The sequence below is a fragment of the Paenibacillus sp. 3LSP genome, from assembly GCF_032465655.1.
GTDB lineage: Bacteria > Bacillota > Bacilli > Paenibacillales > Paenibacillaceae > Fontibacillus > Fontibacillus barengoltzii.
Genome location: NZ_JAWDJI010000185.1, coordinates 1 through 20,659, shown reverse-complemented (window position 1 = coordinate 20,659; position 20,659 = coordinate 1). Strand labels below are relative to the sequence as shown.

At 54.9% G+C, this 20,659-nt stretch carries 23 protein-coding genes; 17 read left to right on the top strand and 6 right to left on the bottom strand.

The features are described 5' to 3' along the window. From RW092_RS15785 to RW092_RS15775, 3 genes are all read right to left on the bottom strand, one after another. The coding region (locus tag RW092_RS15785; protein ID WP_316010648.1) for a hypothetical protein at positions 1-210 on the bottom strand (210 nt) is incomplete at its 3' end. 125 nt (positions 211-335) lie between these two features. After that, positions 336-1,949, bottom strand: a complete 1,614-nt coding sequence (locus tag RW092_RS15780) for a sensor histidine kinase (RefSeq protein ID WP_255315326.1) — start codon at positions 1,947-1,949, stop codon at positions 336-338. Continuing rightward, complete coding sequence (locus tag RW092_RS15775) at positions 1,946-2,632, bottom strand: response regulator transcription factor (protein ID WP_316010647.1); 687 nt, start codon at positions 2,630-2,632, stop codon at positions 1,946-1,948. Before RW092_RS15775 ends, RW092_RS15780 begins: the two co-directional genes overlap by 4 nt. A 206-nt stretch (positions 2,633-2,838) precedes the next feature. Here RW092_RS15775 and RW092_RS15770 point away from each other — a divergent pair, with 206 nt between their 5' ends. Beyond that, positions 2,839-3,771, top strand: coding sequence for a manganese-dependent inorganic pyrophosphatase (locus RW092_RS15770; protein ID WP_028538971.1), 933 nt, complete (start codon positions 2,839-2,841; stop codon positions 3,769-3,771). Between the two features lie 115 nt (positions 3,772-3,886). On the opposite strand, the gene RW092_RS15765 is transcribed toward RW092_RS15770, so the two are convergent. Continuing rightward, positions 3,887-4,189 (bottom strand): hypothetical protein, encoded by a 303-nt coding sequence (locus tag RW092_RS15765; RefSeq protein ID WP_028538972.1) that lies wholly within the window; start codon positions 4,187-4,189, stop codon positions 3,887-3,889. A 21-nt stretch (positions 4,190-4,210) separates the two neighbouring features. Further along, on the bottom strand, positions 4,211-4,828 hold the full coding sequence (locus tag RW092_RS15760; protein WP_085169721.1) for a TetR/AcrR family transcriptional regulator: 618 nt from the start codon (positions 4,826-4,828) through the stop codon (positions 4,211-4,213). Between the two features lie 158 nt (positions 4,829-4,986). Here RW092_RS15760 and RW092_RS15755 point away from each other — a divergent pair, with 158 nt between their 5' ends. Together RW092_RS15755 and RW092_RS15750 are read left to right on the top strand one after the other, a co-directional pair. Then, a complete protein-coding gene (locus tag RW092_RS15755) occupies positions 4,987-7,215 on the top strand; it encodes an MMPL family transporter (RefSeq protein WP_316010646.1) in 2,229 nt (742 codons plus the stop codon). Between the two features lie 167 nt (positions 7,216-7,382). Continuing rightward, entirely contained in the window at positions 7,383-8,777 is a 1,395-nt protein-coding gene (locus RW092_RS15750) for an amino acid permease (RefSeq protein ID WP_316010649.1), read from the top strand. Positions 8,778-8,794: 17 nt separating this feature from the next. Here RW092_RS15750 and RW092_RS15745 read toward each other — a convergent pair whose 3' ends face one another. Beyond that, positions 8,795-9,427 (bottom strand): LysE family transporter, encoded by a 633-nt coding sequence (locus tag RW092_RS15745; RefSeq protein ID WP_127575880.1) that lies wholly within the window; start codon positions 9,425-9,427, stop codon positions 8,795-8,797. A gap of 170 nt (positions 9,428-9,597) precedes the next feature. Here RW092_RS15745 and RW092_RS15740 point away from each other — a divergent pair, with 170 nt between their 5' ends. From RW092_RS15740 to RW092_RS15675, 14 genes are all read left to right on the top strand, one after another. Further along, a complete protein-coding gene (locus RW092_RS15740; protein WP_036700229.1) occupies positions 9,598-10,377 on the top strand; it encodes an MBL fold metallo-hydrolase in 780 nt (259 codons plus the stop codon). Beyond that, on the top strand, positions 10,355-10,921 hold the full coding sequence (locus RW092_RS15735) for a TetR/AcrR family transcriptional regulator (protein ID WP_028538977.1): 567 nt from the start codon (positions 10,355-10,357) through the stop codon (positions 10,919-10,921). The genes RW092_RS15740 and RW092_RS15735 overlap by 23 nt, the downstream gene beginning before the upstream one ends. Positions 10,922-11,069: 148 nt before the next feature. Next, positions 11,070-11,330, top strand: a complete 261-nt coding sequence (locus RW092_RS15730) for a YqkE family protein (RefSeq protein WP_085169716.1) — start codon at positions 11,070-11,072, stop codon at positions 11,328-11,330. 73 nt (positions 11,331-11,403) lie between these two features. After that, positions 11,404-11,763: a hypothetical protein gene (locus RW092_RS15725; protein WP_316010645.1), complete on the top strand. Its 360-nt coding sequence runs from the start codon at positions 11,404-11,406 to the stop codon at positions 11,761-11,763. A 70-nt stretch (positions 11,764-11,833) separates the two neighbouring features. Next, positions 11,834-12,025, top strand: a complete 192-nt coding sequence (locus RW092_RS15720; protein WP_016310808.1) for a helix-turn-helix transcriptional regulator — start codon at positions 11,834-11,836, stop codon at positions 12,023-12,025. Continuing rightward, positions 12,018-12,599 (top strand): peptide deformylase, encoded by a 582-nt coding sequence (gene def / locus RW092_RS15715; protein ID WP_016310809.1) that lies wholly within the window; start codon positions 12,018-12,020, stop codon positions 12,597-12,599. The genes RW092_RS15720 and def overlap by 8 nt, the downstream gene beginning before the upstream one ends. A gap of 161 nt (positions 12,600-12,760) precedes the next feature. After that, positions 12,761-13,411, top strand: a complete 651-nt coding sequence (gene deoC / locus RW092_RS15710; RefSeq protein WP_036624469.1) for a deoxyribose-phosphate aldolase — start codon at positions 12,761-12,763, stop codon at positions 13,409-13,411. Between the two features lie 165 nt (positions 13,412-13,576). Continuing rightward, entirely contained in the window at positions 13,577-14,470 is an 894-nt protein-coding gene (locus RW092_RS15705) for an ABC transporter ATP-binding protein (RefSeq protein ID WP_016310811.1), read from the top strand. After that, positions 14,467-16,644: an ABC transporter permease gene (locus RW092_RS15700; protein ID WP_316010644.1), complete on the top strand. Its 2,178-nt coding sequence runs from the start codon at positions 14,467-14,469 to the stop codon at positions 16,642-16,644. The genes RW092_RS15705 and RW092_RS15700 overlap by 4 nt, the downstream gene beginning before the upstream one ends. Next, on the top strand, positions 16,628-17,365 hold the full coding sequence (locus RW092_RS15695; RefSeq protein WP_139816622.1) for a hypothetical protein: 738 nt from the start codon (positions 16,628-16,630) through the stop codon (positions 17,363-17,365). The genes RW092_RS15700 and RW092_RS15695 overlap by 17 nt, the downstream gene beginning before the upstream one ends. Before the next feature lie 85 nt (positions 17,366-17,450). Then, the gene (locus RW092_RS15690) at positions 17,451-18,080 is read left to right on the top strand and encodes an RNA polymerase sigma factor (protein ID WP_051416957.1); all 630 of its coding nucleotides are present in this window, start codon (positions 17,451-17,453) and stop codon (positions 18,078-18,080) included. Next, positions 18,064-18,924, top strand: a complete 861-nt coding sequence (locus tag RW092_RS15685; RefSeq protein WP_316010643.1) for a hypothetical protein — start codon at positions 18,064-18,066, stop codon at positions 18,922-18,924. Before RW092_RS15690 ends, RW092_RS15685 begins: the two co-directional genes overlap by 17 nt. Continuing rightward, positions 18,921-19,772: an ATP-binding cassette domain-containing protein gene (locus RW092_RS15680; RefSeq protein ID WP_316010642.1), complete on the top strand. Its 852-nt coding sequence runs from the start codon at positions 18,921-18,923 to the stop codon at positions 19,770-19,772. Before RW092_RS15685 ends, RW092_RS15680 begins: the two co-directional genes overlap by 4 nt. Positions 19,773-19,898: 126 nt before the next feature. Next, positions 19,899-20,659: O-acetylhomoserine aminocarboxypropyltransferase/cysteine synthase family protein (locus RW092_RS15675; RefSeq protein WP_316010641.1), on the top strand; the 761-nt coding region annotated here is incomplete at its 3' end.

Genomic DNA, 20,659 nt, shown 5'->3' with positions numbered 1-20,659 from the left:
GCAGCGTGCCGACCGTCGCTCGCATTTTTGCTCTCGCGCCACGTGCTCAGGCAGAGTTAAAACCGAGGGCTTGACAAAAACGTTCATAGCAACGGACACAGATGACGTTATTTTGCTCTTTTTTGCTGTCATTCCCTTATGGGGGGCTTCATAACGGCGATTGAGTCCGTTACAGAGGGAAATATCCGGGAAATCAGCAAATAACGTCATTACGGTCCGTTAGGCGCAGACTGGCGGGCGAATGGGGGGCGCTCTATATTTGGCTCAGCGTATGCCCGCCCAGCATATGCACCGCCGGCCCTTGTATGCCCGCCCAGCATATGCACCGCCGGCCCTTATATCGCCGGCAGCGTCACTTTAAACGTTGCGCCTTGGCCCGGCTCGCTGTGGACCTCGATCGTGCCGCCATGCGCTTCAACGATCGCCTGCGAAATCGACAGGCCCAGCCCGGCACCGCCTTGCTTACGCGTGCGGGAGGCGTCGATGCGGTAAAACCGCTCGAACACATGCGGCAAATGCTCGGGGGCGATGCCGGGCCCGTTATCCCGCACTTCCAGCTCAGCCTGGCGGGAGTGGGCCGACAGGCGCACCGCGATGGTTCCCCGCTGCGGGTCGGTATGCTGAACGGCGTTGTGGAACAGGTTCAATACCACCTGTTTGATGTTGTCCTCGTCGCACATCGCAGTCAGCCCTGGCTGCAGGTCGAACTGGACGTCCCGGTCCCCGGCCAGCATCCGCAGATGCGGCTCCATCTCCGCAATCACTTGATCCAGGCGGACCTCGGTGCGCTGGACAACCGGCGTGCGGTCAAGCTTGGCGAGCGTGAGCAAATCCTCGACCAGCTTCTTCATCCGCTGCGACTCGCCCAGCATGCTGTTCAGCGCGGTATGCAGCTGCTCTGGCCGGTTGGCGGCTCCTCGCAGCAGCACCTCCAGAAAGCCGTGGATCGAAGTCAGCGGGGTCCGCAGCTCATGGGAAGCGTCGGCGACGAACCGGCGCATCTGTTCCTTCGCTTCACGCTCAGCCTCAAACGATTCCTCAAGCCGCTCCAGCATGCCATTAAAGGAAGCGCCCAGTCGATCAATTTCGGATTGCCCAGATGCGGCCGTGAACCGGTTGCTGAGATTCCCGGCATTGGTATCCTCTACGATCCGCACCATTTGATTCAGCGGCTTTAACGCCCGGCGCAAAATCGGAAGATGCAGTGCCAGTCCGCCGGCCAAGGCCAGAAGGGAAAGGCCGACAAACGTCATCAACTGACGCATCATGACTTCACGCAGCGGTGCGGTATAGGTGCCCATTTGCACGAGCCAGGAACGTTCGCCTTGTTCGCCGGGCAGCCCAACCAAACGAAAGACCACCAGCTGCTCCTTCCCGTCCTTATCTTCGAGGACGCGATAGCTTTCCGATCCCGGGTGTCCCGGCTGGCTCTCTGCAAACAATGTGTCGTATTCGGCATCGGACAGCTGAGGGGCAGAAGCGCCGGATTCGGCGTTCAAGTCGATAAAATGATGATCGCTGTTGATGATGGCGAGTGAGGCGTCGGGGAGAAACAACTGCGGAGGCCGATCATCCGATCCATCTCCGCCGAAGCCTCCGCTGCCAGGTGCGCCCCCGTTCATTCCAGCCTCCGCGCCATCCCCCATCGGCTTCGGGGGGCTCCAGTGCTCAATCGGCAGGCCCGCCTTCATAAAGATATCCCGAAGCGGGCCGCGCATTTGGGCAGCCATGGTTTCGGCCTGGTTTTTATATAGGAAGTCTTTCATAATGACGTACTGAAATCCGCCAATCAATATTAAAAGAGCGGCGAGCAGAAAAAGAGATCTAGAGAGCAGCTGAAAGCGCAGCGAGCTCGGGAAGATCAGACTGCGGAGTCCGCGGCCCCCTCGTTTCCCGGCAGCGGTCAACCCGCTAATCCAAGTCCGGCTTCTGCCGGCAAGGCGCTTCATGGCAGATCTACGCGGTATCCCGCACCGCGCAGCGTTCGGATTAACCGGTGCTCCCGGTCGTTTAATTTTTCGCGCAGGGACCGGATATAGACCTCCACGATATTTTCCTCGCCCCCGAAGTCATACCCCCAAACTCGATCCAAGATCATCGTTTTGCTTAAGACGATTCCGTGGTTCAGAATCAAATATTTCAGCAGCTCATATTCGGTAGGGGACAATTCCAATACCTGATCGAAATAGGTGATTTCCTTGCGGCGGTCGTCCAGTCGGAAGGGACCTATCACCACTTCCCCGAACAGGGCCGGAAACTGATTGCGCAGCCGCGCCCCAATCCTAGCGAGCAGCTCCTCGAAGCTGAACGGCTTCACGACGTAATCGTCGGCGCCAATCGTCAGCCCCTTCACTCGGTCATCGACTTCGTCCTTGGCTGTCAGCATAATGATGGATACATTCTCCCCGTTCTTTCGCAGCAACCGGCATACTTCAAAGCCATCCATTCCCGGCATCATCACATCCAGTACGATGACATGCGGCTGAAATTCGGCGGCGATGGCGACAGCGGTCATCCCGTCTCCGGCGGTGCGGACCTCGAATCCTTCATTTTGCAGCCCCAATTCAAGGAACTGGACGATATGCGGTTCATCATCCACCAGCAAGATTTTTGCCCCTTTAATTTGTTTCATAGAAAAATATCCCCCTTGCACCGATCCATGCGTGTCCATTCGGATGACTCTATTATGCACGATGTTGCTGAACATTTGCTGAATGCCGATTGAAGGCGGACTGAAGCCCTTGTGGATAACGAAGCCGCTTGGACGAGAGTCTTGCTTGCCGCTCCGCTAATAGGCTATACTTTTGACATGAAGTCATGTTAAAGGGGAGTAATGAGATGGAAAAAGTATTGATTTTCGGTCATAAAAATCCCGACACGGACACGATTTGTTCGGCAATCGCTTACGCCGACCTGAAGTCCAAGCTGGGCTGGAACGTTGAGCCTGTACGCCTGGGCGAAGTCAACGGGGAGACGGCGTTCGCCTTGGAACGCTTTGGCTTCGAAGCGCCGCGTCTGGTGGAGACCGTGGCTAACGAAGTGAAAGAAGTGATTCTGGTCGACCATAACGAACGTCAACAAAGCGCTTCCGATATTGAGCAGGTGCGTGTAGTGGAAGTTATCGACCATCACCGGATTGCCAACTTCGAGACGAGCGGACCGCTGTACTACCGGGCTGAACCGGTTGGCTGCACCGCGACGATTCTGAATAAAATGTATAAAGAGAACGGCATTGCCGTCCCAGCTAACATCGCCGGCTTGATGCTGTCCGCGATCATTTCCGACTCGCTGCTCTTCAAATCGCCAACCTGCACCGAGCAAGACGTAGCTGCGGCACGGGAACTGGCGGAAATCGCCGGTGTGAACGCGGAGGAATACGGATTGGACATGCTGAAAGCAGGGGCCGACCTTAGCGATAAGACGGTTGAACAGCTCATTTCCTTGGATGCCAAAGAATTCGACATGGGCGGAGCGAAAGTGGAAATCGCACAAGTGAACGCGGTGGACGTCAACGACGTCTTGTCCCGTCAAGCCGAAATCGAGGCCGCTCTGAACGGAATCATCGCTAACAAAGGCCTGGATCTGTTCCTGTTTGTCGTAACCGACATCCTGAACAACGACTCCGTGGGCTTGGCGCTGGGGAAAGCAGCTGATGCCGTTGAGCAAGCCTATAACGTGAAGCTTGTTGACAATAAAGCGGTACTGAAGGGCGTTGTATCCCGCAAATCGCAAATCGTGCCGGTCTTGACGGATATCTTCAATAAACGTTAATTCGCACGATCCGGATCGAACGTGTGGGCTTGTCCGCCCCGTCAGGACATTAAGATAGAACGCCAAAAAGGCTGCTTGCCGGACTAGAAATCCGGGCAAGCAGCCTTTCTATCGTTTAGAGGAGGTGAAACCGCTCCAATTGATCCCAGAGCCCTTGTTCTTGCAACACTTCCCGTTGCTTCGGCCCGATCAGGTCGAAATGAGGGAACGGCGAGCGTTGATGAATGTAACGGGCGGGAAGTCCATGGGCCTCACACCAAGCTCGGAGCCGGTCCAGGTCGGAGCAGCCCACTTTGGTGACGGTCTTGGCATCCGGAAACCGCGGATCGAGCCAATAGTGGGTCAGAAAAGCAATTTCTCCCCTGTCGACCTTGCGCTTCCATGCCTCCAATTCCTCTCGTGACACGCCAAAAGCCACAGCTTCCCACCTCCTTCAAATTTAGTTATGAATCCCTCTCCACAAAAAGCTAACGATCGCTTCGGCCGCCTGCTCCGCTGAAGGAAAGAGCTTATTCTTATCGGCGTATTGACGTTCTCCTACCCGCAGCATCGAAACGTACAGATGGGCGGCCAGGTTCGGGTCATCGCAGACAATCTCCCCTTGCTTGGCGGCTTGGGCGAACCCTTCGCGCAGCGTTTCGTACAGATCATTTTCATGGCGAATCAAAGTTTCCTGCTGATCACCGGACAAATGCTGCTGGATGCTGCGGAACATCTCATCCATGTGAACTCGAGGAATCCTTAAATAGTTAATAGTAATCTTCAGCAGTCTTTCCCGAAATGTCCCGGGCTCCTGAAGCAGCTGCCGAATGCGTCCATTTACCCGGGCGAGTGTGGTCGCAACCGAGGCCACAAACAAATCCTGTTTGGTTGGATAATAGTAATAAACGGTAGCTTTGGTGATCCCGCAATGCTCGGCAACCTGATTCATAGATACGGATTTATAACCGTTCTCCATAAATAGCAGCGATGCAGTACGCAGGATCTGCTCGGACGTCGCCAGGGCGTCGGGCTGCTGGACGGGCCGTCCCAAGGCTTTTTTATGTGGCGGGGTCAACCGTGATCACCTCAAGCAACTTGTACTGAGCCCATATTATATCATATTTTTCGTTTGATAATTAACCTTCCGGTATATATAATTAATGATCAGAGTGATATAAATCACCGGAGAACCAAAAAAAGTAAGCAATCAAGAAAAGGGAGATGGAGACTTCAATGGATAAAATATTTGGCTGGCTGTCCCGACTGGTGGCTGGCCGACGCACCAAGTGGATTACGCTGGCGGTCTGGATTTTGCTGGCTGGCGGATTAAGTGCCCTATGGCCCAGCGTTAACTCGATGGAGCGGAATAATGCGGCCAACCTAGACGATTCCCAGCCTTCGGTGATTGCCGAGCAGCTGGCGGAGCGGGAGTTCCCATCGGACAGCGGCATTCCGGCCTTAACGGTCTGGACGCGGGAGGGCGGTCTGACAGATGAGGATTATACCGGCTTGCAGGAGCTAACCTCGTATTTCACGGAACATCCGGTCGAAGGGCTTGAACTGGTGCTGCCGCTGAACCAAATGCCGCTTCCGGCACTGAAGCAGCAAGCATCAGAAGACGGCACGACTTGGGTGTTGCCGTTCTTTTTTGCGAAAGGGACAGAAATCGATGTAATGAAAGACGGTATGGAAGAAATCCGCAATCAAGCGGAGACGATCTTTGGCAGCAATCCGTTTGAGGCCAAGCTAGGGGAGAACGGACTGGCGGCGAGAGTCTCTGGACCGGCCGGCATTTCGATTGATGCGTCCGGGCTGTTCTCCAGCGCCGACGTTTCGCTGATGATCGCCACTGTTTTAATTGTACTGATTCTGCTATTGCTGATTTACCGTTCGCCGATCTTGGCCTTTATTCCGCTGATTGCCGTTGGTTTTGCATATGGTGTGGCCGGGCCGATTCTGGGGAAAATGGCCGAGCAAGGCTGGATCACCGTCGATTCGCAGGCGATTTCGATTATGACCGTGTTGCTGTTCGGGGCGGGCACCGATTATTGCTTGTTCCTCATTTCTCATTTCCGCCATCTGTTGACGGAAGAGAAGGATAAATCGAAAGCGCTGGTCGCTGCGGTGAAAGGCTCGTCCGGCGCCATCGCGATGAGCGGGTTTACTGTTGTGATCGCGCTGCTCGTGCTGCTGCTGGCGAAATACGGCTCCGTGCAACGCTTTGGCGTGCCGTTTAGCTTGTCGATCCTAATTATGGGGATCGCCAGCTTGACGTTGGTACCGGCATTGCTGGCAATCTTAGGCCGTGCGTCGTTCTTCCCGTTTATTCCTCGCACGCCGGAAATGCAGGCCGAACGGGCTCAACGCCGGGGTAAACCGGTACGTCAGCCGAAGCCTAGAACATCTGCGGGGTGGATTGGCCGGACGGTGACCAAGCGGCCGTGGACGATTTTTATCGTGGCGCTGGTCTTCCTTGGCGTTTTGGCAACACAAGCTACCCGTATCGAGTACACTGTTGACCTGTTGTCCTCGTTCCCGGAGGATGCGCCATCTCGGGAAGGCTTTGCGGTGATTGCCGATAAATTTACGCCGGGGGAACTAGCTCCGGTGAAACTGATGGTGGATACGGAAGGCAAAGACATCGATCTGCAAACCGCCTTCAGCAGCTTGCCTTATATCAGCCAGGTGTCCGAGCCGGAGAGCGGCAAAACGAACTCCAACATTCGGGCGGTCGAGCTGGAGTTCAATCTGAATCCATACTCTAATGAAGCGATGCAGCATCTTCCGGAGCTGCGGGAAGCTGCGGAAAGCCTGCTGGCTGACCAAGGCATCAGCCATCCGCAGGATAAGGTCTGGATCAGCGGGCAAACGGCTACGCAATACGATACCGAGCATGTAAACGCACGCGACACCGAGGTCATAATACCGATCGTCATCGGGTTGATTGCCCTGTTGCTGCTCGTTTATCTCCGATCCATCGTTGCGATGGTGTACTTGATTCTTACAGTTGTGCTGTCCTATTTCGCGGCATTGGGCATCGGATGGGTTGTGATTCACGACCTGATGGGCAGTGCTGCAATTCAAGGATTAATCCCGTTGTATGCCTTCGTCTTCCTGGTGGCGCTCGGGGAGGACTATAACATCTTCCTTATCTCAAGCATTTGGAAAAAGCGTAAGGTCATGCCGCTGAAGGACGCGATCCGCGAAGGCGTCAACGAAACCGGGGGCGTCATTACCTCGGCAGGTTTGATCTTGGCCGGGACATTTGCTGTGCTGGCTACGCTGCCGATTCAAGCGCTGGTGCAGTTTGGTATCATTGCCGCGGTTGGGGTGCTGCTCGATACGTTTATCGTTCGTCCGTTCCTCGTGCCGGCGATCACCATGCTGCTTGGCCAAGCGGCCTTCTGGCCGTCCAAGCAGGGCCAGCTTGAACCCGAGCCGGTGAAAGGCGCAGGCCAATAAGCTCATCGAAAATATCACCTCTAAAGCACTTGGAGTTCCGCCGGGACAGGCGGGGCTTCGGGTGCTATTTTTTTGCAGGGAACAGCTTACATATTTCCCGCTTGGCAGCCGCAGAATACGTGGATGCAGAGCTGTTGAATTCCATTGAAACGAGGGAGACAAGAACAATGGCCAAGGCGCAAAATGGAGAGGCAAAAAAAGGCGACTTAAGCTGGTGGCAGCTCTCCTTGCTGGGGGTGGCCTCAACTATCGGCACCGGATATTTTCTTGGATCAGGGATCGGGATTCGCATGGCGGGACCCTCGATTCTGATCGCGTTCGTGTTGGCTGCCGCCGGAACCTATACGGTATTTGAAGTCTTAGCCCGTATGACAGCGAACCAGCCGGAGCAGGGTTCCTTCCGTTCCTATGCGAAGCGGGCCTTCGGGCGCTGGGCGGGCTTCGGCAGCGGCTGGGTGTATTGGAGCTCGGAGCTGCTGATCATGGGCAGCCAACTGACGGCATTATCGCTTTTCTCGCGTTTCTGGTTCCCTGGCGTGCCGATGTGGATGTTTGCGATTGGATATGCGGTCTTAGGGCTGGGCGTGATCTTGCTTGGCAATAAAGTGTTTGATTCGATGGAAAACGTGCTGTCGGTGATCAAAATCGCTGCCATCCTCATGTTCCTGGGGGTTGCCGCTGCTGCGTTGATGGGCTGGATTCACGGAAGCGGCGGGAGAGCGCCGGAATTTCCGCATACGGTCAAGACCTTCTTTCCCGCGGGAGGGATGGGTTTGTGGTCGGGATTTATTTTTGCGTTTTACGCCTTTGGCGGGATCGAAGTGATGGGCATGATGGCGATTCGGTTGCGGGATCCGAAGGAAGCTCCGAAATCCGGGACGATTATGCTGCTGTTGCTCTCAGTGGTGTACTTGCTGTCGATTGGACTTGCCGTCACTTTGATGGCCTGGAACGCCATTGACCCGAAGCGCAGTCCGTTTGTTACGGCCCTTGCCCAATATCCGCTGCCCTTTATTCCGCATGTATTTAACGGTGTGCTGATCGTAGCCGGCTTTTCTACGATGGTCGCGTCCCTTTATGCGGTGACGACGATGCTGGTTACGCTCGCGAAGGACAAGGATGCCCCGCCGTTGTTCGCGCGGAAAGGCTGGCGGGAGCGGCCGTTGTTTGCCATTGGCCTTACTGCCGCCGGACTGGCCGCTTCCGTGGTGATGTCTTTTGTTATCCCGGGGCGCATTTACGAGTACATTACGACATCGGCCGGATTGCTGCTGCTTTATAACTGGTTTTTTATTTTAGTGACGTCGGGCAAGCTGCTCAAGCTTACCGGATTTGGACAAGTGAAACGGTGGGCCGGCATGGCCCTGATCGCTATCGCAGTGTCAGGGACCTTATTCCATGATACGAGCCGTCCGGGATTCTGGGGGAGCCTGGTGTTTGTTGGCGTCATTGGGATCGTGACCTTCATAATGCAGCGGGTCGTCTGGAAGCCGAAGAAGCAGGCGGGGCAGCGGAAACGCCCAACCAAATCGATGGTCCTGCGTCCAAAACGGACGACTTGAGCGATTGAGAGCTAAGCTTACCATCGCTCAGCGAGCAGTAAAAAGGCTTGATATCCAAAATATAGTCCAAACCCAATGAGGGACAGGCCAGACAATATCGAGATCAGCATCAGGACTCGGTTCGTCAGCAGCTTACGGAACACGCTGGCAAAGCCCGCCATCGTGAAGTCCCATACGAGCAGACCAACAATAATAGCGCTGCTGTTGATGATCAAGTCTTGGGTCCGCATATGAGCTGCGGCTTGGGCCAAGACCGATCCGTAGATCCCCAGCCAAAATAAGATGGAAAGCGGGTTGCTGATGGACATGAAAAATCCGGACAGGAACGATTTTCGCAGCGGCTCGCTGCCTCTCATTCCCCCATCCGGGATTTTACCGGCTTGCTTCAGACTGTCGATGCCGATATAGGTAAGCACGAAGAACCCAAATAACCAGAGGAAGCTTTTCATAAACGGAGTGTTCAGGAAGTGCACGACCCCAAAATAAACGAGCAGCATGTACAGCAGGTCAGCGGATAAGGCGCCAAGGCCAACAAACCAGGCGTGCAGGAAGCCGCCGCGGATGCCCTTGTCCAGTTGGGCGGCGTTCACCGGCCCGATGGGGGCGGATAAAGATAAGCCGAGCAGGACATAGCTAAGAAAGCTGTTCATTGCTTAAACCTCCAAAGAATCCGAAATGATAACGCTGCTTGTACAGCATATTCAGAGAGGTACGCTTGTACGACTTCAAAAAATCGGAAAGAAATCTCTTGCAAAACTAAAGGGTTTAGTTTAAATTAAAACTAAAGGTATTAGTTTTCGGAGAGAGAGGCGATGAGGCAATGAAAATTAGGGTGTACGGTAAGTTAGTCCAACTGTCATTTTTACCCCGTTTGTTCCCGGTTAATTGTTATTTGGTTGAGGAAGAGGATAGCGTCACCCTCATCGATGCGGCTTTGCCGTATAGCGTGAAGGGAATTTTACGAACGGTGGAAAAGATCGGCAAGCCGTTGACGCGCATCGTGCTGACCCATGTCCATGATGACCATGTTGGTGCGCTGGATGCTTTGAAAGCACAGCTTCCCGACGTCAAGGTCTATGTATCCGCCAGAGACGCGCGTTTGATGGAAGGCGATGTGTCGTTGGATCCCGGCGAGCCTAATTCCCCCATTCGCGGCGGGGTGCCGAAGAAGCTGGCGACCCGTGCCGATGTGACGTTTACCGATGGGGATCGCATCGGTTCGTTGCTGGCTGTGGCGGCGCCGGGCCATACGCCGGGGTCCTTTGCCCTGCTGGATACGCGCAGCGGTGCATTGATCGCCGGCGATGCTTTCCAAACCCGCGCAGGCATCGCCGTGAGCGGCATCGTGCGCCCGCTGTTTCCATTCCCGGCCCTGGCCACCTGGCATAAGGAGACCGCACTCGCCAGCGCCCGTAAGCTGGCGAGCTTGAACCCTACGTTGCTGGCGGTAGGGCACGGGCCGGTGCTGAAGCAGCCGGCGGCAGCCATCGCCAAGGCGATTACGGCGGCCGAGCGGGCCTTGGGCAAAGCAGCGGCTGCCAATGCGGCAGCCTCGACGCAGCGAAAGGAGGATTCCCATGTCGCCGAGAGTCGGAATTGACAGCACTGCGGTGCTGATGGCCGCCATAGACGTGGCGAATGCGGAGGGGCTGGAGGCGGTGACGATTACCTCCATCGCCAAGAAGCTGGGCATCCGGCCGCCATCCCTCTATAACCATGTCAGCGGTCTGGAGCAAATTCGCGTGGAATTGGCCAAATACGCGCTGGACCGGTTATATGAGCATATTTCCGCCGCAGTTGGTGATCGGGCAGGGGAGGCGGCGATCCGCGAGTTCGCCAACGCGTACCTCGAATTCGCGCATGCCTATCCCGGATTGTACGATGCGGCGCAAGCGGCGCCAGGCCCTGACCATCCAGCGCTGCAGGAAGCTGGCGGGCGCCTCGTGGACCTGATCTTGCGATACCTCGGCAGCTACTCGCTTACGGAGGAGCAAGCATTGCACGCGGTTCGCGGGCTGCGGAGTTTGATCCACGGCTTTGCCTCGCTGGAGCGGCGCGGAGCGTTTGGCCTTCCGCTGGAGCTGAAGGAGAGCCTGGCGTTTAATCTTGGCTTGTTCCTTCGCGGATTGGAGCAGGTATCATAAGTCACCGGAGCGTGCTTGCGGATGCTTCTGCCGCGAGCGGAAGAGACGCTTGAGTTCAGGGGCGGCGATTCCGATTGACAATGATTTTTCGACTATGATACTTTAGGCTTGAATGAAACAGGAACGCAGGAACCGAGGTGAAGCATCCGTGGGGAAGAAGAAAGGACGTTCCGTGCCTAATGCGCCGGCGGCAACAGATAAACCGGCCACGCTGAAGGATCTTCTGGGTCAGGACACGCTGGCGAAGCTGAAGGCGCAAGCTGAAGAATTGAAGAAGGAAGAGGAACGCCGCCAGGAGGAAGCCCGCATCCGCAAGGAGGAGGCTCGCCGGGCGGAGCAGAAACGGCTCGATAACGATTTCGAGCATCTGCTGAATACAAGTAATCTGGATTGGCACAAGTATAAATAAACTCAGTAAAGGCAATGCGGCTCCTGCAAGCGGGAGCTTTTATTTTTGTGCATAAAGTTAAGGAGGACGGAGAATGGAGAGTATCGGGGCGTGGGTCGTCTTTTTCCTGGTGATCGTGGCGCTGGGGTTGTTTAACCGGAGATTCAAATATTCGGCCAAGGTTCGGGAATCTTATGAAGAGCTGACTTCGCTGACCGAGCGGACCCGCAGAGGACGAACGACCAAGGCGGACCTGGCGCGGTGGGATGCCGCTTTGGCACGGCTCGAGAAAACCCCAAGCGAATTCAATAAGCTCGATCAGGAGATTGGCTTGCGCAAGGCGTATGTCCAATACTTGGAGCAGCATTATCCGGAGGATGAACGGCTTCCGGAACTGCGCGAAGCGGCCGCATACCAGAAAGATTCCGTCTGGGGAATGAAAATCAAATCTTAAATTTTGACAGGTCCATCGGGGCGTGATACCATGAGAATCGTCCAAAACTTTTGACATTTTGGTGGTGCCGATGAACAATAAGATCAAGCAATTCCGGAAGCGGCTGGGCTTGACTCAACATGAGCTGGCCGCGGAATGCGGCGTCACGCGCCAAACGATCAATTGCGTGGAGAACGACCGGTACGACCCGACGCTGGAGCTTGCTTTCAAGCTTGCGAAAATTTTGCAGACGAAGGTGGATGAACTGTTTATTTATGAGTAAATTCAACCGCAATTACATCATAACGATGGATGATATTGTAAGAGAAGGGGATCCTATTCTCAGAGTGGTCACGGAGCCGGTCAGCATCCCCCCAACGGAGGAAGATCGCGAGGAAATGGCGGCGATGCTGCAATTTCTGAAGAACAGCCAGGATCCGGAGATGTCGAAGAAATACAAGCTGCGGGCAGGCGTGGGGTTATCCGCCAATCAGATCGGACTAAATAAGCGGATGTTCGCAGCGCTGCTGACGGATGAGAACGGCAAAGATCGGCCGCTGGCGATGTACAATCCGAAGATCATCAGCCATTCGGAAGCGATGACGTATTTGCCGGAGAGCGAGGGCTGCCTGTCGGTCGACCGTCCGGTGCAGGGCTTCGTTCCGCGCTACGAGAAGGTCCAAGTGAAGGCCTACGATGAAGAGGGCAATGAGATCAAGCTGCGGTTCAAAGGCTTTGACGCGATCGTCATGCAGCATGAGATCGATCATCTCAACGGGATCATGTTCTATGATCATATCAATCCGGAGCATCCGTTTAAGCTGCCGAGCGGTGTGCCAATTTCGAGTCTATACTGATCCCGCATCAGCTTGAAGAGAGCCTGCAAAAGTGCAGGAATCATTGCCGTTTTCTTGCATTTCACCGAAAAAAGATGCAGGGATTCACGCAAGCAGTTCATCATTTTTAAATTACGAACGGAGGAATTTCTTTGTCAACTCAATCCCAATCCATTACTGCCATGATCGATCATACGCTGCTGAAGGCGGATGCCGGACGCGCTGCCATTATCAAACTGGCGGAGGAAGCCAAGCAATACGGATTTGCTTCCGTATGCGTGAACCCAACCTGGGTCAAGACTGCTGCGGAGGTCCTGAAAGATTCTCCGGTTAAGGTCTGCACCGTAATTGGCTTCCCGCTGGGCGCCTCGGCGCCGGAAGTGAAGGCGTTTGAAGCATCCCACGCGATTGCCGAAGGCGCGGGTGAAGTCGATATGGTCATCAACATCGGCGCGCTTAAGGACGGCGACGACGGGCTGGTTCTTCGCGATATCGCCGGGGTGGTGCAGGCTGCAGCTGGCAAAGCGCTGGTGAAGGTCATTATCGAGACTTGCCTGCTCACCGAGGAGGAAATCGTGCGGGCCTGCAAGCTGTCCGTGGAAGCTGGAGCCGATTTCGTCAAAACATCGACCGGGTTCTCCACGGGCGGGGCGACCGTCGAAGCGGTGGAGCTGATGCGTAAGACGGTAGGTCCCAACGTTGGCGTGAAGGCGTCCGGCGGCGTGCGTACGCTGGCTGATGCCGAAGCGATGATCAAGGCGGGGGCAACGCGCCTTGGCACCAGTGCCGGTGTGGCCATCGCCCAAGGTCAAAGCGGCCAAAACGACTACTAAGATCAAGCGACATGAGAGAGAAACAGGGTGCTATTCCAGAGCGATTGTGGAAATAGTGCCCTTTTTTCATTTCATCCAAACTTTTTAGGTCCCCTTTCCGTTACAGGTACAGATGTCTCCCGCGGAAGGCATAACTCGATAAAATGTTCGGAAAAGAGGAAACGTATGATACAAATTGATCATTTATCCAAAAAATACACGCGCGGCGGTTTAGCGCTGGACGATGTCACTTTAACGCTAAACGAAGGGATGGTGGGTCTCCTCGGTCCCAACGGCGCCGGGAAATCATCGCTGATGCGGATCCTGGCCACACTGATGCCGCCCACTTCGGGTGAAGCGACGATCTTTGGCATCCCGCTGCGCCAGGCAGAGGAAATTCGCCGCATCATCGGATATTTGCCGCAGCAATTTCAAGTGTATCCGCAGCTTACCGGCGCGGAGTATCTGGATTATGTCGCGGTCATGAAGGGGATTACCGATAAGAAGAAGCGCAAGGCGGAGATCGAAGCGTTGTTGGAGCAAGTCAACCTGCAAGATAAGGCGCGAAAAAGAGTCCAAACCTACTCCGGCGGCATGAAACGCCGTCTTGGGATCGCCCAGGCGCTGCTTGGATCGCCGCGGGTGTTGATCGTCGACGAACCGACGGCCGGCCTGGATCCCGAGGAACGCGTGCGGTTCCGCAATCTGCTGACCCGCTTCAGTCTGGGGCGGATCGTCTTGCTGTCGACGCACATCGTGGCCGACATTGAGAGCAATTGCCGACAGATCGCCGTCCTGAATAAAGGTAAAGTGAAACTGTCCGGGGAACTGGCAGATCTGCAGCAATTCGGAAGCGGGAAGGTCTGGGAGGTTCGCCTTACCGACAGCCAATTTGCCCGGTTGGATCCGATGTCCGTCGTGTCCACGCAGCCGACCGAAGGCGGCCTGTTCTGCCGGATTATCAGCGAGTTGCCGCCGGAGGGGGCAAGCGAAGCCAAGCTGGCCTCGCCGACGCTGGAGGATGGCTACTTGGCTCTGCTCAGATCGGAGCGGATGGAAGGGGCGGCGTATGGATCATGAGTAAAGTAAGACGCCTGTTCCAATTTGAGCTTCGCCTGTTGTTTGGGAACCGTTGGCTGTTGGGAATCCTTGTGATCTTTGGGGGACTGCTGTTTTTGAATCTCAGAAATTTGCCAAACCAGGATAGCCTGTTCTTCCCACGGTCCTATACCAGCCTCACTCTACTGCACACGATGAGCCTGGGGTTGACGATGCTGCTAGGCGTACTGATGATCCGCCGGGATATTCGCCGAACCTCCTTTGAATGGAATGCGGCGTTGCCGGTGTCCTATGTTTCTAGAATTTCAGCCAAATACGTGGCGGGAGTGTTGTATTTTACGGTGTTCACGCTGCTGGCCGGTGCCATGTTTGCCTGGGTTTCCTCGCAGACGGGCGTAGCCTCCTCGATCACCTGGTACTATACGAGCTATTATATGCTCAGCTTTGAAGTGTCCTATCTCGTTACCTTGGCGCTGGCCATGCTGCTTGCGATTTGCATCGCGAATCGGGCTGTCTATTTGATCGCTTTTTGCGCCTGGATGTTTGGGACGTTCTTTCTGGATTTTTTCCTGCTCGATCGCAACAGATGGTACGTGCTGCGTACGTTCCACCTCAATCAATTGTTTGTGACCGGGGACCCCGATGCTGAAACATGGGGGATTCGTCTCATCGCAGACGATCTGGCGATATCCCGCTGGTTTGTTCTGGCGTTTACGCTGCTGCTGTTAACAGCCGGTGTGTTCCTGCTGAATCGGCTGCGTCCCACGGCTTATCAGCGCAGAAATTGGGTAGCCGGGGGATTGGCTTTGGTGCTCGCAGCGGGAACTTTTTTCCCTTATCTGTCTGTTTGGAGCGAGCGAAATCGTGAATTCTATGCCAAGTTAAACGACCCTGCTGTCCTGTCCACGGGTGATGTCCAAAGACTGAAGGTGGAAACGATTCGGATCGACAGATATGATATCGATCTCGAGCGGGAGCCGGATGATCGGTTAAACATCAAGACGGTCATGGATATTCCTGCGGGGGAGTTAGCGGGACGCAGCGAGCTGGTGTTTACCTTAAATCGGACGTTCCATGTAGACCATGTCACGGTGAAGGGGGAAGCCGTTCCGTTTTCGCATGAAGGAGAGAAGTTGACGCTCAAGTTATCCGCCCCTCTGTCTGCCCATGACGCGGTACAGGTCGAGGTGGCCTACAGCGGAAAAGTGATGGATTACGTGGCCGAGGATTATACGGAAGGAGCGTATCTGGCTTTCGTCAAAGGAGAAAACGTTAGACTCCCGGGATATATCGCCTGGTATCCACTGCCGGGAGATTATCCGGTTTACGTTAAAAATACGAGCCAAAAGGCCATCAACATCGCATCAGATTTTGGCGGTTGGCTGCTGCCGTCCGCTGATTTTCGAATTACCGCGACCGGATTTGAGACCAAGCTCTACGGGAACCTGGAGCAGGTGGAGCAGACCGCGGAAGGACAAGTGTTTGAGGGCAACTCGTCGGCATTCGTGAAGTTATACGGCGGGGAGTTTGAGGAGGTGGCCAATCCGAAATTGCCGGTTCGGCTCGTGACCACCCCTTATAACGTGGGAAGAGCACAGAAGCTGCTGGAGACGTGGGCGAACGAGTACGCCTATTTTAAAAGCTGGGTTGAACCTTGGGAACCCAAGCTAGACCAGTTGCTTATGCTGCCGTTGGATGATAACCACTCGCCTGACTTGGAGAATAAGACCGGGTACTTGATCTGGCTGGTCACGGAACATGAGCAGTATACGAACATGCTGATGAATTCGATGCTGCTGGGCTCAAGCGAAGGAGAATACAACATTCTGGATGTATCAAAAGACGTGCGTCCGCAGATTCGGGCTTTGATGTGGTATATATATTTCCGGGAGCATAGAGACTTCACGGCAGAGGATCTGAAGCAAGGCGCCGGCGGCAGCCTGCTGTACAGTATAATGGAACCGAACGATGAGACCGACCCGAATCATCTTGGTTTGCAGATGGCAACGCAGGTGGCTCAAGCGCTGGATGAAGGGAAAAATAATCAGGTGAAACAGGTTCTAAACCATTTTTACGCCAAGGGGCTGGAAATCCCCCAAGTGGATGATCCTGAGGGACGGACGGGACCGATTCCGTATACCGAATGGGAACAAGTATGGAAGCAGGTGATGCATGATGATGCCGACGCCAACTAACGATCGAAGCCGAAACAGCTGGTTCCGCGGATGGACCTTGGAGCTGAAGGTGCATAAGCAACCGATTACCTGGCTGACGCTGCTGATGTTTGTGCTTTATCTGCTTGGCATTTTGTTGGGGGATCCCGAACGGCCAAGAAATGTATACTACTTCTCGGAAATGGCCATGTTCTCGGTAGCGGTGCTCCTGCCTCTGCTCTTGTTCCAGCGGGACATTGGAGGCGGCATGGAGGTTCTCGCGACGTACCCCGTGTCTTTAGGACAGCTGGTTTTCCGAAAATGGCTGCTTTCACTTCTGCTGACAGTCGGGTTAGGGGTCATTCTGATGTCGGTCTATGCGTGGTTTTTCGGGGGGATATGGACCATCCGTCATCCTTGGAACGGCGCAGAGGCTATACCGAGGGCCGAGATGAGCGTCTACTCCCTGATCCTTCAGAACCTGCCGGCTTATGTGCTGCTTAACTCTTTAACGATAGTTGGAATCGTGCTGTTTCGCCGTATATACGGCGGCTTGGTGCTTGGCTTCGCCGTCTGGGTTATGGACTCCCTTAGTTTTGGCGATTGGCTGGGCCGTTGGACGTTGTATGCGAGCTATTTAAAGAAGTCGTACTCCTTTCCACAAAATCGAATCGGCTTGTTGATCGCATCGCTGCTATTGCTTGCTTTTGCCGTTTGGTTGATGGGCAGGAGAGAACGCTGGATTAGCGCAGAAGAGGAATAACTCTCGCCTTACAGAGCCTACAGGGCAGGGCGTTTGATTGATATGGAACAACCTACTATAGAAATTAGGGGGAGGGGGAAAAACAATGATTTCGGACACGCTGTTGGCCGAGCGAATGGCTGCCGGCGATCAAGAAGCGTTCGAGCTGCTGGTAACGAGGTACCACGGACCGTTGCTGTCCTATGTTACCAGCCAGCTTAAGGATCGGGGGAAAGCGGAGGATATCGTCCAGGAGACGTTTATCCGGCTGATTCGCCACCTGAAAAGGCATGGCGGTATGGAGCAGCTTCGCCCGTGGCTCTATAAAGTGGCGCTGAATTTGTGCCGAGATTATTGGCGCAGCGCGTCCTACCGTTCAGAGTACGCGGGGATCGACACGATTCCGGAGGATACCGATCCGTCACCAAGGGCGGAGGAATTGATCGAACGGCAGGAGACGGTACAGCAGCTGGCCGAGACGATGACGATGCTTCCGGAACTGCAGCAAGAGGTCGTGCGCATGCGCTTCTTCCATGATCTAAAACTGCAGGAAATCGCAGAGCTGCTGGGGTTGCCGCTGAGCTCCGTCAAGTCGCACCTTTATGGAGGATTGCGCAAGTTGAAGCGGGTGCTGTCCCGCTCAGCAGACTCGCCGTTATCGGTTTCAGACGATGAGGTCCCTAAAATTCATGGAAAAAAGGAAAGTGAGGTGCCGATGCATGGAACGATCCATTGATAAAGAGCTGGAGCAATTGGAGCGGGAGCTGCGCGAGCCGCTGCGGCAGGCGCTGCAGCCGGGACCAACTCCGTCGGAAACCGCGGCGCTGATCCAGGCGCTGCAGCCGGAATTCGCCGCCCTTCAAGCGCAAAATGCGGCGGCATCGCTGGATTTTAATGCTGAAGTGGAACCGCCCACCTTAGGTCGGTTGCTGCGGAGTCAATTTCGTTTGAACCGCCGTTCGTTGATGTTGACGGGGGCAGCTATCTTTTTGATGCTGGTCTTTTTGGTGGATCCGCGTCATCCGCTGAGCAATGAGTTGCTGGGGGATCGGGTGCCGGGATTTTTCTCTCTGATTACCCCGCTGATGCTGATCGCCTCGATGCTATACAGTTATCGCAGCTGGGATCGCGGCATGCGCGCGATCGAGAGCGTGACCCCCTACCCGCCGGCGCTGGTCATATACAGCCGCATGCTGATGATCATGGCGATGGTCGTGGGCTGGGCGCTGATCAGCTCCATCGTGGTGAGCATTCGTGTGGCGACGGTCGGCGAAGCGACATTGCCATTGATTCCTTTCTTGCTGGAATGGTTAGGGATTTCTCTGCTCATCGGAGGAGCAGCAATGTACGTGTTGTTTCGTTACGGACATAAGGCGGGGGTGTGGACCGCAGTCGGCGTCTACCTTCTGTGGCTGGTTCTCTTCGACCAGATGGCTTCGATGAATCTGACTGCCGGGGCGGAGACAGGAATTGTGATGAATGCAGCATGTCTGCTGGTTGGTGTTCTTCTGTTGTTCCGCTCATATTTTCGCAGTCGGAATCTGAGAACCGCTATCGGTCAGGATGGTGCTCAGCGATGATTCACATCGAAGGGCTGCGGGAACGCCCGATCGGCGGATTTATCCTGCAGATCGACCAATTGAAGTTGAGACCGGGGATCACCTTGCTGGTTGGGGTGAACGGAGCCGGAAAAACTACTCTGCTGGAGCTTTTGGCGACGGTAAATCTGCCGGATCAAGGAGAAATTCTCTATCAGGGGCGGTCGGCGCTGGCCGATCTGCCGCTGGTACGCAGTCAAATCGGATACGTGCCGTCCGAAGTTGAGCTGTATGAAAATATGACGCCGCACAAGCTGCTCAATTATTTGTCTGAGCTGAAGGGTGTTTTTCACTCGGAGCGAACGGAGGAGCTGCTTCGTGATTTTCGGCTGGAAGCATATCGTGACACGAAGCTCAAGCGCTTATCCGGCGGCGTGCAGCGGAGGGTCGCTCTGGCCCAGTCGCTGCTCGCTGCTCCGCGCTTCCTGCTTCTCGATGAGCCGCTAAACGGCATGGACACCGGAGAGCGGAAGCTGGCGATCGCTTATTTGAACCGGTATGCCGAAGGACGAATGGTCATCGCGGCGGTGCATGAACTCAGCGAATGGGAGGAAGCAGCGGATGATGTGCTGTGGCTAGATCAGGGAAAGGTTCGTTTTTACGGCGGAAAAACGTCCTGGATGGCAGATTTGCCCTACCGGGTATGGGAAGGGATGCTGACGCGCGAGCAATTTGATCAATGTCCGGAGAACGGGTTGATTGAGTTCCGGGAAACGGCGGAAGGCATCTATGTCAAGCTGGTTGGGGAAGCCCCCTTGTTCCCAGAGCTCCACGAAGGGGAGCCGACGTTCGAGGATGCTTATTTTATCCGGAAATATCAACGGGTTTAGCTCAAATTGAATAATTCATATAAAATTTATCGGATTTCCTATTTTCAAATCCGAAGAGATGTGAGAGAATATGAAAAAACATTCTCGATTTCTCATGATTTCGAAGATTTGAAGGAGGAATTATCCATGTCTGAAGAGCGTCAATATGCCCCAGAAACGCTGGCGATTCACGCCGGCCAGGAGATCGATCCCACTACATACTCCCGTGCGGTCCCGCTGTACCAAACGACGTCTTATGGTTTTCGCGATACCGAGCATGCGGCGAATCTGTTTGGTTTGAAGGAATTCGGCAACATTTACTCGCGGATCATGAACCCAACCAATGACGTGTTCGAGAAGCGTGTAGCTGCGCTAGAAGGCGGCGTCGGGGCATTGGCGACGGCCTCGGGTCAGGCAGCGATCACTTTCTCCATCTTAAATATTGCCGGGGCGGGTGACGAAATCGTCTCCTCGACCTCGTTGTACGGCGGCACCTATAATCTGTTTTCCACTACGCTGCCTAAGCTTGGCGTGCATGTGAAGTTCGTGGATTCCTCGAATCCGGAGAACTTCCGTGCAGCGATCACGGATAAGACGAAGGCGCTTTATGCGGAGACGATCGGCAATCCGAAGGGCGACGTGCTGGACATCGAAGCGGTCGCGGCGATTGCCCATGAGCACGGGATTCCGCTGATCGTCGACAATACGTTCCCGAGCCCGTATTTGCTGCGTCCGATCGACTTCGGGGCGGACATCGTTGTGCACTCGGCGACGAAGTTTATCGGCGGGCACGGCACTTCGATCGGTGGCATCATCGTCGACAGCGGGAAATTCGACTGGGCGGCCAGCGGGAAATTCCCGGGCTTGACCGAGCCGGATCCAAGCTATCATGGCGTTGTATATACGCA